Origin of the sequence: Ruminococcus sp. HUN007, from assembly GCF_000712055.1 — a bacterium.
GTDB lineage: Bacteria > Bacillota > Clostridia > Oscillospirales > Ruminococcaceae > HUN007.
The window spans coordinates 2,341,819-2,355,299 of sequence record NZ_JOOA01000002.1 but is presented as its reverse complement, the minus strand read 5'-3'; the positions used below and the strand labels follow the sequence as shown (position 1 = coordinate 2,355,299).

12 protein-coding genes are annotated in these 13,481 nt (G+C 41.0%); 4 read left to right on the top strand and 8 right to left on the bottom strand.

Translation table 11 applies throughout. The features are described 5' to 3' along the window. The gene (locus CC97_RS14545; protein WP_044975755.1) at positions 1-1,632 is read right to left on the bottom strand and encodes a S41 family peptidase; all 1,632 of its coding nucleotides are present in this window, start codon (positions 1,630-1,632) and stop codon (positions 1-3) included. Positions 1,633-1,901: 269 nt separating this feature from the next. On the opposite strand from CC97_RS14545, the gene CC97_RS14540 reads away from it, so the two are divergent. Beyond that, the gene (locus tag CC97_RS14540; RefSeq protein ID WP_044975753.1) at positions 1,902-2,255 is read left to right on the top strand and encodes a helix-turn-helix transcriptional regulator; all 354 of its coding nucleotides are present in this window, start codon (positions 1,902-1,904) and stop codon (positions 2,253-2,255) included. A 176-nt stretch (positions 2,256-2,431) separates the two neighbouring features. On the opposite strand, the gene CC97_RS14535 is transcribed toward CC97_RS14540, so the two are convergent. Next, the gene (locus tag CC97_RS14535; protein ID WP_044975752.1) at positions 2,432-3,733 is read right to left on the bottom strand and encodes a leucine-rich repeat protein; all 1,302 of its coding nucleotides are present in this window, start codon (positions 3,731-3,733) and stop codon (positions 2,432-2,434) included. A 154-nt stretch (positions 3,734-3,887) separates the two neighbouring features. Here CC97_RS14535 and istA point away from each other — a divergent pair, with 154 nt between their 5' ends. Genes istA through CC97_RS14520 form a run of 3 tightly spaced genes read left to right on the top strand, consistent with a single transcriptional unit; the run spans position 3,888 to position 6,395 of the window. Then, positions 3,888-5,426 carry an IS21 family transposase gene (istA, locus tag CC97_RS14530; protein ID WP_044975750.1) on the top strand — a complete coding sequence of 513 codons (1,539 nt, stop codon included), beginning with the start codon at positions 3,888-3,890 and terminating at the stop codon, positions 5,424-5,426. Continuing rightward, positions 5,426-6,208, top strand: a complete 783-nt coding sequence (gene istB / locus CC97_RS14525; RefSeq protein ID WP_044974684.1) for an IS21-like element helper ATPase IstB — start codon at positions 5,426-5,428, stop codon at positions 6,206-6,208. Before istA ends, istB begins: the two co-directional genes overlap by 1 nt. Continuing rightward, a complete protein-coding gene (locus tag CC97_RS14520; RefSeq protein WP_044975748.1) occupies positions 6,201-6,395 on the top strand; it encodes a mobility-associated LCxxNW protein in 195 nt (64 codons plus the stop codon). The genes istB and CC97_RS14520 overlap by 8 nt, the downstream gene beginning before the upstream one ends. 66 nt (positions 6,396-6,461) lie before the next feature. Here the strand turns inward: CC97_RS14520 and CC97_RS14515 are convergent, their stop codons facing one another. The 6 genes from CC97_RS14515 to CC97_RS14485 form a co-directional block, all read right to left on the bottom strand. After that, complete coding sequence (locus CC97_RS14515; protein WP_044975747.1) at positions 6,462-6,650, bottom strand: hypothetical protein; 189 nt, start codon at positions 6,648-6,650, stop codon at positions 6,462-6,464. A gap of 648 nt (positions 6,651-7,298) precedes the next feature. Then, the gene (locus CC97_RS14505; RefSeq protein WP_044975744.1) at positions 7,299-9,059 is read right to left on the bottom strand and encodes a CAP domain-containing protein; all 1,761 of its coding nucleotides are present in this window, start codon (positions 9,057-9,059) and stop codon (positions 7,299-7,301) included. A 286-nt stretch (positions 9,060-9,345) separates the two neighbouring features. Further along, a complete protein-coding gene (gene rbr / locus CC97_RS14500) occupies positions 9,346-9,891 on the bottom strand; it encodes a rubrerythrin (RefSeq protein ID WP_044975742.1) in 546 nt (181 codons plus the stop codon). Between the two features lie 276 nt (positions 9,892-10,167). Then, entirely contained in the window at positions 10,168-11,535 is a 1,368-nt protein-coding gene (locus tag CC97_RS14495; RefSeq protein WP_049962936.1) for an AAA family ATPase, read from the bottom strand. 211 nt (positions 11,536-11,746) lie between these two features. Then, positions 11,747-12,412, bottom strand: a complete 666-nt coding sequence (locus CC97_RS14490; RefSeq protein WP_044975741.1) for a DUF3226 domain-containing protein — start codon at positions 12,410-12,412, stop codon at positions 11,747-11,749. Next, on the bottom strand, positions 12,412-13,470 hold the full coding sequence (locus CC97_RS14485) for an ATP-binding protein (RefSeq protein WP_081850138.1): 1,059 nt from the start codon (positions 13,468-13,470) through the stop codon (positions 12,412-12,414). The genes CC97_RS14490 and CC97_RS14485 overlap by 1 nt, the downstream gene beginning before the upstream one ends. Positions 13,471-13,481: the final 11 nt, after the last annotated feature.

Sequence of the window (13,481 nt, the reverse complement as noted above, 5' to 3'; positions counted from 1 at the left end):
TTATTTTTTGCATATATCATACGCTTTTTTCAGTACATCATCCCATAGCAGGCGGTTTCCGAAACGATAAGGATCTTTTCCCTCATCAAGCATGGCACAGCGCATGATGTATCCGTCCTTGCTCTGCCTGCAGCTTATCTCCGGTGCAGTACCGTAAAGTGAATTATCCGTTCCGTCATCGTTAAAGCAGACGGCAGCATTGTAATAGTAAACGAGCCTGCTTTCCGGAAGCATCGCCATAAACTGTCCTCCGGTCTTCTCGCCCGCCGTGTTTTCACCGATGACAATTACATTTTCAAAAGGTTTCACTGCAGAGACAAAATAATCCGCTGAAGACGCTGTCTTATCAGACACAAGCACACATACAAAAGGATCGTTCCCGCTTTTACCCGTAAATTTCATGTCAACATCGTACGAAAACATCTTCCTGCCGCGCAGCCAGCCGTAAACATCTGCAGCCTCATCATTCGAAAGCTTTTTCATACCGAACACCTTAAGGTTCATGAAATAATATATACCGCGGAAGAAATCCCTGTTGCCTGAGGACTTCATTATATACTCCGTTTCGTGTACATCAAGGGATTCTGAAAACAGCGGTGCGTAAAGATACTCCGAGGTGTACTCGATCGTACCGCCGCCGTTGTTCCGGAGATCGAGTATTACCGGCGCATCTCCTCCGCAGTATTTTCGTATCTTCTGGTAGAGTTCGTTCCCGCGGTCATTGCCGAGATCATCGACGCGCAGATAAACGATATTTTTGGAGTCATCAGCATAGTGTATATCTATGATGTCATCCGGTTTTTCATAAACCCCGTGCAGATACGGCTGATTGACAAACATATACTCATCGCACAGATCGTAGTATACATCTGCACTGGTAACAGATCCGTCCTCTCTTTCAAGTTCAAGAGTGATCTTTTCGCCGCGGCTGTCGTTGAAATAGATATTTCTTCTGTACATGATCTGATGCCCGTCATCAAAACAGATCGGTGAGGATGAAAGATATTTACGGATGAACTCATCAGGCTCCATTCCGCCTGCAGACTTCAGCACATATGCACGCCGGTCATCTGAAAACTTCGCTTCTGATGCATCCGGCGAAAAACAGTATTCGCCGTCGGTGTAGTCAAACTGATACGCACTGCTCTTTCGTTCGTAGTGCCTCATCTCCTTAAACCACAGTTCAGCGGTATCGCGAAGATACGGATCAGTCTTCACTATCTCCGAAGCCATGCAGTTGTATTCGGTTATGAGCTTGTAGTCCGGAAAAAAGAATCCCGTGTGCGCACTTGGAACATCATTAAGCACGGACTGCATAACACAGAAAAATTCCGTATTGTCATCCGCACTGCGGACAGCCTCACGGTAACGTTCCTCCGACTCTCTGATGTCATATCCGAAAGCATCCGGATATGCATATACAGCAGGAATGCCCTCCGAAACTACGTTCCAGAGGGTATCAAAATCTTTCATTCTGTCCTTTTCGGACATATCAACGGACCGCACTTCCTTATGCCGTATCTCATCCGGCTCCTTAAGATAGCGCATACACCGTATATCTTCACTTATAAAATATGCGATCACAGGTACCGCCACGGCAACTATGAGTGCAGAGATCAGTTTTTTGTTCATTGGTTGGTTATCACCCGGACTTTTTTCTGTGCTTTCGTGACTTTTTCTGAGCGTGTCATTATTTCATCATATTTTTCAGAGCATCGAAAGAATATGTCAGTATGTATCTTGTAAATTCACATCAAAAATGATATAATCATTATTACAAACGATTAATCATTCACGTAGTAATTTTTATTATAATATGCCCGATTGATCTTGTCAATGATTTTTTTCGTTCTGAAATCCATATATCTTTTATAACATTTCAACACAAGGAGTGATAATTCATGACTATATCGCAAAAGCTGTTTATGATACTGGACAAAAAGCATATTTCCCAGAAGAGTCTCGCTGACAGCATCGGTGTTCCCGCATCTACCGTTTCCGCATGGAAAAACAACAATTCATCCCCGCCGATTGAAAAGCTGATCGACATTTCAAAAGTTCTTGATGTTCCGGTTGAATATATACTTGATGAATCCGAGGATTTTTCGACAGACATTTCAGTTCTCGGGCACCAGGTCGAATCCCAGAATATCTTTGGAAACGATCAGATTCTGGAGGCATATCAGAATTTGTCGTTAAAACAAAAACTCAGAGTCCAGGTGTATATCATGGAACTGGCTGAAGAAGATAAATAGTTCATATAAAACGATCAACCCACCGAAGTAAATATATGTTCGGTGGGTTGTTTTTTGTTATTATGCAGGATATTACTTGGTCAGATCACTCAATTCTATCTTATGGCTGAGTGCCATTCTGAGGGTCGCAAGGTCGGCGAGAGTTACTTTGCCGTCTTTATCAAGGTCGGCAAAGATTAGTTCTGATCCCCGGAAAGATCATAATCGCCGATGTTGTAAAGTGAGATCATGCTGAGATCTGTCAGATCCACTTTTCCGCTGCCGTCAACGTCGCCGCAGCCTCTGAGCTTTTCGGCTTCTTCCTTTGTATATTTTAAGGAAACTGAATCAAAGTGTACTGTTACTTTCTTAAGATCTTCACTGCCTGCATATTCACCGGCAGCTGCTTTCCACTCAGCTTCGCTTCCGCCGAACCAGATATCCTTAAGTCTGTCTTCCTCAAAGACTTTTTCATCTATTTTCTTTACAGAAGCAGGGATGTAGATGTCTGTGAGCCCGTAGCAGTGAGCAAAAGCCTGAGTACCTACAGTCTTTGTTCCTTCCGGAAGAGATATTTCCGAAATCTTTTCGCAGGCTGCAAAAGTAAATCCTTCTATGGTATCTGTTCCAGCAGGGATAACTATATCAGAGAGTTTCACACATCCGGCAAATGCCGCTGATCCTATTGACTTAACACCTGCCGGAAGAACGATCCTTTCAATCGAAACACAGCGTGAAAAGGCTGCTTCCGATATCGCTGTGACCGTATCAGGAATAACTACCTCTTTAAGTGAACTCATGCCGCTGAACTCATACGGAGAGATTTTTTCGGCTCCGTCGAGAATCGTTATTTTGCTTACACTGCACTCCGTATTCAGAGGATCGATAACGTTGAACATGTCCTTTACTGCAACTTTCGGACCTTCTCCATATTCACCGTAATCTGCTTTTTCTGTTTCAAAATCCGGGATCGTAAGTTCTGTAAGTGCTTTACAGTCCTTAAAAAGTCCCGGTACGGCCTGCTTTACTCCACGGCCTATCTGCGCCTTTTCAAGGCCTGCACATCCTTCAAATGCTTTTTCGCCAAGAATCTTTACCGAATCAGGTACTGTTATCTCTTTTAACGCAGTATACGCAAAAGCCTGTGCGCCTATGCTTTCTGCGGTTTCAGGGATCGTTATATCCGAAAGCTTTCTGCATCCGGCAAATGCGATGTTTCCGATAGTTTTTAAAGACTTCGGAAGTGTAACAGCTTTAAGATTTACCATTCCGTAAAAAGCTGCTTCACCGATTTCTGTAACTCCGCCCGCAGCGTCATCCTTGAACACAACTGAAGTAACGCTTTCTTTGTTTTTGATGTCCTCAGCCGTTTGGGTAATAGCACCGGATCCGGTTATCACCATCTCGCCGTTGTCATAGATAACAAAACCTACCTTGTCACCAAGAGATCCTTCTTCAAGTTTTGCTGCTTCTGTGGATATTCCGGACGCCCAGTGCACTTGTGACGGAAATTTAGAGCACCCCTTGACGCTGAAATAGAGCAGCCAATGACGAAAATTCAGAGCATGTATTGACGGAAATCAAGTGCAGTCCCCATAATATATTTATACACATTCTACTGTGTAAATAAATACATTATGGAGGACGATAATCATGGTAAATTATCGTGAAATCATCAAACTGAAAAGTGAAAATTTCAGTAACGCAGCAATAGCTGTTAACGTAGGAAGTTCAAGAAATACAGTAGCTGCTGTCATTAAGCTTTCTGAAACTCATGAACTGTCCTGGCCGCTTCCTGAAGATCTTTCAAATCACAAAATTGAAAGAATGTTCTATCCGGAACGCGGAAATAATGAAGGGTATAAGCTCCCTGACTTTGAATTCATTCACAATGAACTTGCAAAGCCTGGAGTTACACTTACTCTTCTTTGGGCTGAATACTGTGAAAAATGCGAACAAGAACACAGCATTCCGTACCAGAGAACACAGTTCTGCGATAAGTATCGCTCTTTCGCGGCCACAACCAAGGCAACTCTTCGTATTAAGCATAAACCTGGAGAAGTCCTTGAGGTTGACTGGGTTGGCGACACCATTCCTGTAATGGATGCAGCACTTGGAGTTGAAGTACCCGCATATGTTTTTGTAGCTACTCTGAGCTGTAGTATGTACAGCTATGTTGAAGCATTTCCGGATATGAAATCTCATAACTGGATAGAAGCGCACGTCCACGCCTACAATTTCTTCGGTGGTTCTACAAGAATTCTTGTTCCGGATAACCTTAAAACCGGAGTTATCAAGAATACAAGAAGCGAATTGATCCTGAATCGCTCATATCATGAGATGGCTGAGCATTACGGAACAGCTGTAATCCCTGCACGTCCTGTTAAGCCCAAGGACAAACCAAGCGCAGAAGGCTCAGTAAAGGTCGTTGAGACCTGGATTCTGGCAGCACTCAGAAACAGAAAGTTTTTTTCATTTGATGAACTTAATTATGCTATCAGAGAAAAACTTGCTGAATTCAATTCAAGAAATTTTCAAAAGAAAAAAGGAAGTCGTTTATCGGCATTTCTTGAAGAAGAAAAAGAATATCTTATCCCTCTTCCAAATGAACCATATGAAACAGCAGTATGGTCATCAGCAAAGATACAGCCGGATTACCTGATTACTGTAGGAAACTGCAAGTATTCAGTACCATATGAGTACATCGGAAAAAAGGTCGATATCAGATCAACTGAAAACTGTGTTGAAGTGTTCTATCAGGGAAACAGAATAGCTTCGCACGTTCGAAGACGATATGAAAAAGATCCTGTATATATCCCTGAACATATGCCGGAAAATCATCGTAAATTTCTTGAATACAATTCAGAAAGCTTTATTAAGTGGGCCGAAAATATCGGTACCTGTACTCTTCTTGTGGTTAAGACATTCTTAACAATGCATAAAGAAGAAAAACAAGGTTACAAAGCATGTGCTTCGCTTATGAAGCTTGCAGACAAATATTCGACGCACAGACTGGAAAGCTCATGTGCAAAAGCTTTGTCATATACGCCTAAACCAAGTCTTAAAAATATTACAACCATTCTTAAAAATGGTCAGGATACAGTAAAAACTGAACAGCCTAAATCCAGAAAAGAAAGCGGTTCATATGGCATTACAAGAGGCGCCGCTTACTACAATGGAGGTGCAAAGTAATGGTTAAACAGGCTACTATCAGTAAACTGCGTGAGATTCGCCTTTCTGCAATGGCTGAGGCTTTCGAGAATCAGTGCGCAAATCCGGAACATTTTGAAGGACTTTCGTTTGAAGACAGATTGGGAATGTTAGTTGATAAAGAATGGGAAAAAAGAAGAAATACCAGGCTTGATAAACTCGTCCGCCACGCTGAATTCAGATATCCCAATGCATGCATTGAAGATATCGAATACCACGCTGACCGAAACCTCAACAAAGGTGAGATAATCGCACTTTCAACTTGCAGGTACATAACAGACAGTCACCACATAATCATAAAAGGTGCTTCTGGTAATGGAAAAACATATATTGCCTGTGCTTTAGGAATTGCTGCTTGCAGAAATTTTATTAAAGTCAGATACATCAGGCTTCCTGATTTGCTTAATGAACTTGCAGTTGCTCGTGGAGAAGGAACATACTCTAAGGTGATTAAGAACTATCAGAAGATAGATCTGCTCATACTTGATGAATTTCTTCTTACCCCTTTGACAACAAGTCAGGCAAGAGAATTGCTGGAGATCATCGAAGCCCGCAGTATTAAAGGGTCTGTAATTTTCTGTACACAGTTTGAACCTTCTGGCTGGTACTCCCGTATCGGTGATGAATGTGATGCAACCCTTTGCGAAGCTATCATTGACCGTATTGTTCATAATTCATATGAAATTATGATAGAAGGAGATGTATCCATGAGAGAACGTCATGGTTTAAAATCTTCTGCAAAGGAGGATTCAGAACATGAATGATTACTGTGCGTTCAGCAAGAATCATAAATGCCTCAAATGGATAGACTATCAGATTACTCGTCATGAACTTAAAGAAGCAGATGAGCTTTGCCATGGCAACTGGATCGAAATACAGAAACTCTATGACTACATTGAAGTTCTTGCTAATCTTCTCAAAGAAAATGGTATTGACTATCCTGAAATTTAACTGAGTCGATTTACCTACTGCACTCTTGACCGGATTCACTTGCTCAGTGCTCCGGAAAAGGGTGCTCTAATTCATCGTCATCACCTGCTCTGAATTTCCGGTACAGGTGCACTCGCTAAGCGGAATATCCACTTCTGCAGCTTTCACTGCAAATATGCTTGTGTTATCATTGTTCTGCACTCCTGCAGGCATCGCCGTAACTGATGCGCAGGCTGCAAGTGCTGTTAAAACAGCGAGTGTTTTTCTGTAGTTCATGTTTTGTCTCCTTTTTATAAATATAATTGTATATGCCGGCACCAGAACCGCACCTGCACGGAGTATCGACCGCACGCTGCCGGAGAAGAACCGCACCGTACTACTTTATTATGTACTCTTCGTGGTGTTCGTCCAGTCCGTTCGCATTTATTCCACAGTCCACTTGACAGCAAGCCTCTATGAGCGGCGGTAGTCCGGCAGCACAGGCAGGCAGCCACGAGGGCTGCTGCCTGGCCACCAGCCTACCACACTCATACTCACTGTCAAGCGGCTTTTGCGGCATAAAAGCTCACTTATGCAGAGCGTGAAGAATGGATTGTCCTTGATCTGAAACCGGTGCGGTTTTCGCCCGGCAAAGTGCGGTTCTAGGTCCGGCAAGGTGCGGTTCCAAGTCCGTGTCGTTGCGGTTTATATTCCGGCATATACAATAATAATGCAATTATTATATCATATCAATATATTAATATCAATATATTTGATTAATGTATATTTTCCCTAAGAAATTGCTGATTATTCAAACCAAAGAAAAAAGAGAACGGGTGATAAATGCACAGGATCCCGCGTAAAGTATATACACGGGATCCTGTCGGACTTTATTATATTTTGATAATAGAAATCCAAATTATCTTATTAAAAAGTTTTCAGAGGTTATACTTTAGCAACAATAACCGTCCAGTAATGTCCGTATCTTGATCCTTCAACGTATACATGTCCAATTCCGATAGTATTATAGCTTGAAGAATCAAACGAACTTAACTTAGTTCTGTCAACAACGGCCTTTACACGCGCTGCAGTCGGAGCCTGTGCTGCATATACATGAGACTCGAACTGTACGTCAACACCGTATTCTCTGAACAGTGGGTATAACATGTTGGAATTAGCATTGCCCCAGTTTTGTACGAGATCTTCCGAAAACTTATCCGCAGCAGCACAAAGTCTCTTGTTAATTACAAGAGTCTGTTTGCCGGCAGCAGCACGGTCGGCATTAATCAGGTCTGCAATCTCGGACTTAACCTGTTCAACCTCATACGGGTAATCATCCTGAACTGTTTTTGTCGGTGTAGTTACCGGCGGCTGCGTTACCTTTACAGCAGTCGTTACAGTAGTAACCGTTGTAGTCACAGACGGTTCTGTAATTGTTGTCGTAACTGCAGTGGTGATCTGCGGTACCGTAGTCGTTACAGCCGCACTGCCGTCAAACTTGAATTCATAAACTTCTGAATTCTTACGGCATTTATCAATATTTTTCTGATTCCAGTTTTCAGACTTTGATGCCTTTATATCAGTGAGTTCAAAACGATAAGTGTTCTGATCAGCCCCGCCCTTTACTTCAAAGTTAAGATAGGCAATAACGCCGCTGTTCGCTTTGATATTAGCGTTATTATTCGTATTGAAAACTGCATTGTCACCGTTTCCTGCAACATAGCCCCATCCTTCGAATTCTCCGCGTTCTATACCAGTAAGCGAGAACTTGTTTCTGTCGAATTTGACTACAGTATTAAAGTTACAGATACCTTCTTTGTTTCCGTTCATATAAACAGGTACTTTAAGGTGTCTGCCGTCACCGTCGAGCACAGCGTTATCCATATAGAAGCTCAGCTCGTCACTCTTAGGCGGTGCAGCTTTTGTTTCAGCCTTAGTAACTGTTGTAACCGGCACCGTTGTAACAGTAGTCGCTGCTGTAGTTACCTGTTCTGTAGTAACTGTTGTAATAACTGGTTCTGTAACAGTAGTTACAACAGGTTCCTCACGGAAGAACTCAAATGAAAGGATCGAATCGATATTGCATTCTTCTTTGGAAATTTCTTTGATTTCACCGTTTTTATCAGTCATTGCCGCCTGAATCTCATCAAGTTCAATATCATGAACAGCATTCGGAACTGACGGTGAAACATCAAACACGAGATAAACGAAATATCCTTCATTTGTCATATTCCGAGCGCCTGGTGCTATATACTGAACCAGATCAGTCGCCTTGGAAAATGACACTTCAGCATTTGCCGACGAATAAACATCAGACAGAGTAAAATTCCAGTTGTTGTATACAACACGGAATGAAACAGAAGAAACGCCGAGCACATTGCCGCTTATGTAAACCGGAACAGTTAACTGTGACTTGTCGTCACTGATCCACGGTCCGGTACAGTTTATATTAATATTCTGCATTTCAGGCTTATCTTCGCCTATCACACCGGATTTCACACGGCAAAGGTCAAGCACATTGACTACATTGTCATTATTGGTATTGTAGTCGGAAATATGATAATTACGGTTATTCCTTTCCTTAAGAAGAAGCCCTCTCTTAAGCTGTCCGCCGTTTACAAAACTATCGGCAGAAGCAGTCAGGCTGTAGGAACATGATAAAATACCAGCGAGAACACATGCAAATAAACTTTTACGATTATTCAATCCAATCCACCTCAACAAAGCCTCGGAAACAATGGCCTGCCAAACTGTTTCCTAAGATAAAAACGTTTACTTATATATTAAATTATACAGGTTTTGCAGAGTTCTGTCAATTGGAAATGTGCAAAAAGCTGATTATGTTTTGTAGTTTTCAGATGTATATATTACACCATTTTAAAAAGCGCTGATTCGTTCAGATATCCGGCAAACCGGATTTAAAGCTGAGAAACTACAGGTTTTAGCCGCGTTTCTCAGCTTATCAGTGAACAAATCAGCGCTTTAAGTTCTATCAGTAATTCTCAGCGTGTACTTCAAAATAGCTCTGCGGATGAGCACATACAGGACATACTTCCGGAGCCTTTGTGCCAACGATTATGTGTCCGCAGTTGCGGCATTCCCATACCTTTACTTCACTCTTTTCAAACACCTGCTGCATTTCAACATTCTTAAGAAGTGCACGATAGCGTTCTTCGTGATGCTTTTCGATAGCGCCGACCATTCTGAACTTTGCTGCGAGTTCCGGGAAGCCTTCCTCTTCAGCAGTTTTGGCGAAACCTTCGTACATATCTGTCCATTCGTAATTTTCGCCGTTGGCTGCTTCTTCAAGGTTTTCTGCAGTTGAACCTATTCCGTTAAGCTCCTTGAACCACATCTTAGCGTGTTCCTTTTCGTTGTCAGCGGTCTTTAAAAACAGTGCAGCGATCTGCTCGAAGCCTTCCTTCTTTGCCTTTGATGCAAAGTATGTGTACTTGTTGCGTGCCTGTGATTCACCGGCAAATGCAGCTTCAAGGTTCTTTTCTGTCTGTGTGCCTGCGTAACGATTTGATTTTTCCATCTGGTTTTCCTCCCTGATAAAAATATGATGAATGTAAAATGGTTTATATGTCACTTTAAGTATATCATTTTTACGGCAGTTAGGCAATAGCAAAATCGGCCGTTATTCGTTCGCCAATTTTTATCAGGGTACAATAACTATCTTTTCAGAATTTTTACTCTGGCTGTTTTTCCGAAGAAAGCGACTCCATAAACGATTTGTTTTTCATAGCCCTCAGGGATCAGCCTGTCATAACCATTTTTCAGAATCTGACCGATGGCCTCATCACAGTCCGAATCAAGATCTTCTTTCTTTTTCGATCGTTTGAATTCCAGAAGCAGTAACGGTATCCTCATTCCACATGGCCGTTACAAAAGCGTCCACTTTTGAATCATCAAGTGTTTTTTCAAATTTTCTTACGACTGCATCCCGGAAAAGTTCAGCTATTTCTGCATTCGGAATTCGAAGCTTTACAGCTTTCCTGGTGCATTTTTCTGCACTTGAAACATATCCCGTCATTAATAGAACGCTCCAGAGATTACGTTCAGAATCAGCAAGACTGTCATAGGTCAGTTCATTTGTTATTTCTTCAGTAATAGTTCCTCCGTTAAGAAGAATCTCAAACTTTGCTGAGGCATCTATTTCTGAATGATTAATAAAATCGTTCAGAAGTGTATTGGAGCTTGTATCAGCCCAGAAATTCTCAGGTTCAGGTATTTCATCACCGTCGATCTCCATGGCAGAATCAATGTAACTGACCACATCCCACGGACAGAAAACCTCAGTGTTTCCAAAAATATATCCATCATACCACTTTTTCAGTACTTCGTATTTATCGGACATTCCAAATGCTTCAAGAAGTCTCTGAACTTCTGATGCAGTAAATCCAAAATACTGACTGTATTTCATACTTGTAACAGAATAACACGCAAAATTATTGACGCCTGTAAAAATACTTTCTTTTGAGATCCTAAGGCATCCTGTGATCACTGAAAATTTCAGAAAATCATTGGTTTTTACTGAAATACTCATAAGTCCGCGGATCACGTCAAGCATTTGTGCGTAAAATTCCTTATTTCTGGATGCAGCAGCTTTGGCAAGCGGAACGTCGTACTCATCTATCAGAAGAATAACCGGTTTTCTGTAAACTGCATACATCATCCGCATGAGTGTTTTAAGTGAATTCTGAACTTCTTCTATATCACCGTTCTTGAACATTAACCTCTGAAATATTTCAGCATCAGCAACATTGACTTCCGGCGCCTTTGCAAGATACTCATGCTCCTTGCAAAGATCAGCTATTACAGCCTTGAGTTTTTTCAGTGCTGTTTCAAAGGTAAGCCCCTCAATATCTTTAAAAGAAACAAATAAAGTCGGGTACTGATTCATCCATTCAGCGCAGAATTCCGGATGATTCAGAAAAATATTTCTTTCCCTGAAAACTTCAGAACTGTTCTTTCCAATATCAAAAAAGCTTTCCATCATGCTCATGGTAAGTGTTTTTCCAAAACGACGCGGACGTGTAAAAAGAGAAACTTTTTTCTTTGAACCAGTCAGTAAATCATAAAGCAGCTCGGTTTTATCCACGTAATATCCGTTTTCATTTATAAGGTCATCATAATTATCTATTCCAACTACAATATCTTTTCTGGTTCTGCTGGCCATTAAATTTCTCTCCTTTCTGAGATTCCGGTGCCTTTGTGCCAACGATTATGTGTCCGCAGTTGCGGCATTCCCATACCTTTACTTCACTCTTTTCGAATACCTGTCTTTTTTCCTCCCTGATATTGATTGTTTTTTATTCATGAAAACATAAAGATGAGTTCTTATGTCGTTCACAACCTGTTATGCATTGATAATAATCGCCTGATTTATATTAAGTAAAAAAGCCTTCATGAATCAATTGTTTTAACAACTCCAGTCTTGCACTATTCCAGTCAAACGCTCCTGAACGTGCTGCTTCACCAACTTTCAGTGAAACAAGATCATCATTCACAGAAAAATAAGTATGCAGTTTGCTTTTATGCTCATGAGAAACAATTCTGCCATACTCAGATTTTATTTTATCAGTAAACTTTTCAATATCATTCTTAATTCGTTCCGCATCTTTATCTGATATGATATCCCAGCACAGATCCTCTAATGCACCAGGCACAGGCTTATTATCACATGACGGCAATAACAGATATGCCGTATGAAGGTTACTGGTTTTATTCCAACTGCAGCAACTGTCCGGAACAGATAAACCACACTCGAAAAAAGAATTTCTGACCATAATTTCAGCCTGTTCCACATTTGTTTCTGCATCACGAATCACCAGAAGACGATCAACTTTATCAAAGCCCTCCATATTCATAAGAGTTCTCATAAACATCGTCAACTGATTTATACCGCCAAAATCAAACGTCTGAATATCTTCACTAAACCGCTTCTCTATTTTAAGCGGCTCTGAATTGAGATACTGAATCAGAAAATTCTCTGTATCCTTTCCTTCGCACAGAATAATATAATTCTTCCTTATCTTGTTATGAACGACAGCCATCAGCGCACCTCCATCTCGGAATTCAGTGCACTATCAAGCATTGAACTGTCATATCTATAAGCATTCACACCTTCACTGCTTCTGCCAAGCCTGTAGTAAACAAAGTCATCAGATTCATAATTGTTCTCATTTAAAGCAGATATCATTTCATAGCTGTGCGTCGTTGCGATAATCTGGCAATTGTACTTTTTACTGATTTTATCAATAATTCTCCAAAGCGGTGCATACATAGAATAATGAAAACCTGTTTCTATTTCATCTATCAGCAGTAATCCGTCTGGTCTTTCCATAATGGATAAACATATATGCAGAAGTTTCATCACTCCATCTCCCGCATACTGCAAAGGAATCCATTTCTGTCCTATACGTACATGCAAACGTGATATGTTTTTTCTTGAAACAGTTACTACATCTTCGATCATAGGATCAAGTTCACGCATAATTTCTATCATCGCATTTTTGTTACCGTCTAACTCCAGTTTCCCGACGCTGTCAATAACATCGTCTTCAGCTCTTACCACAAGTGAATTTATAAAACCAGTTGAAGTCGTTCCCTGCAATTCATTTCCTGGCAAATTAGTACTCATCTGTCTCAGAACACCGTCTGCATTTGCAAAGAAATGTCCTTTCTCAGAATACTCTCCGTTTTTAAAAGTGAAAGACAATGAATAATTGTCTTTTGCCGAAGCGCGAAAAGGAACCAACAGTTCTTCAGGAACGCTATTCATGCTCTGTGGTAAATAATCCATATCTTTTTTATACTGGAGTTCTGATGCACCGGAATCTTTGCAGACTCTGATACTCAGTGATGCATCCATATCCATATTAAAAAACATTGGCTCCCAGATATTAAAAATATCTCCACTCAAAGAACCTCTAAGTCTGTTTAAGGCCGTAAATGAGTTATTTGATGTATGATACATATAAAGAAAAACTGCTTCCAGCACAGAGCTCTTTCCAACATTATTTTTTCCTGATATCAAAGAAATTCTATTCATTCCATCAATATCAATATGTTTAAGTCCCCTGAAATTATCAATTGAAATCTTATTAATCATAAGAAAGCCCT

Excerpts from the sequence above, each read along its gene's own strand:
- CC97_RS14545 (WP_044975755.1), bottom strand. The coding sequence starts at position 1,632 with ATGAACAAAAAACTGATCTCTGCACTCATAGTTGCCGTGGCGGTACCT.
- CC97_RS14540 (WP_044975753.1), top strand. The coding sequence starts at position 1,902 with ATGACTATATCGCAAAAGCTGTTTATGATACTGGACAAAAAGCATATT.
- istA (WP_044975750.1), top strand. The coding sequence starts at position 3,888 with ATGGTAAATTATCGTGAAATCATCAAACTGAAAAGTGAAAATTTCAGT.
- istB (WP_044974684.1), top strand. The coding sequence starts at position 5,426 with ATGGTTAAACAGGCTACTATCAGTAAACTGCGTGAGATTCGCCTTTCT.
- CC97_RS14520 (WP_044975748.1), top strand. The coding sequence starts at position 6,201 with ATGAATGATTACTGTGCGTTCAGCAAGAATCATAAATGCCTCAAATGG.
- CC97_RS14515 (WP_044975747.1), bottom strand. The coding sequence starts at position 6,650 with ATGAACTACAGAAAAACACTCGCTGTTTTAACAGCACTTGCAGCCTGC.
- rbr (WP_044975742.1), bottom strand. The coding sequence starts at position 9,891 with ATGGAAAAATCAAATCGTTACGCAGGCACACAGACAGAAAAGAACCTT.
- CC97_RS14495 (WP_049962936.1), bottom strand. The coding sequence starts at position 11,535 with ATGGCCAGCAGAACCAGAAAAGATATTGTAGTTGGAATAGATAATTAT.
- CC97_RS14490 (WP_044975741.1), bottom strand. The coding sequence starts at position 12,412 with ATGGCTGTCGTTCATAACAAGATAAGGAAGAATTATATTATTCTGTGC.
- CC97_RS14485 (WP_081850138.1), bottom strand. The coding sequence starts at position 13,470 with ATGATTAATAAGATTTCAATTGATAATTTCAGGGGACTTAAACATATT.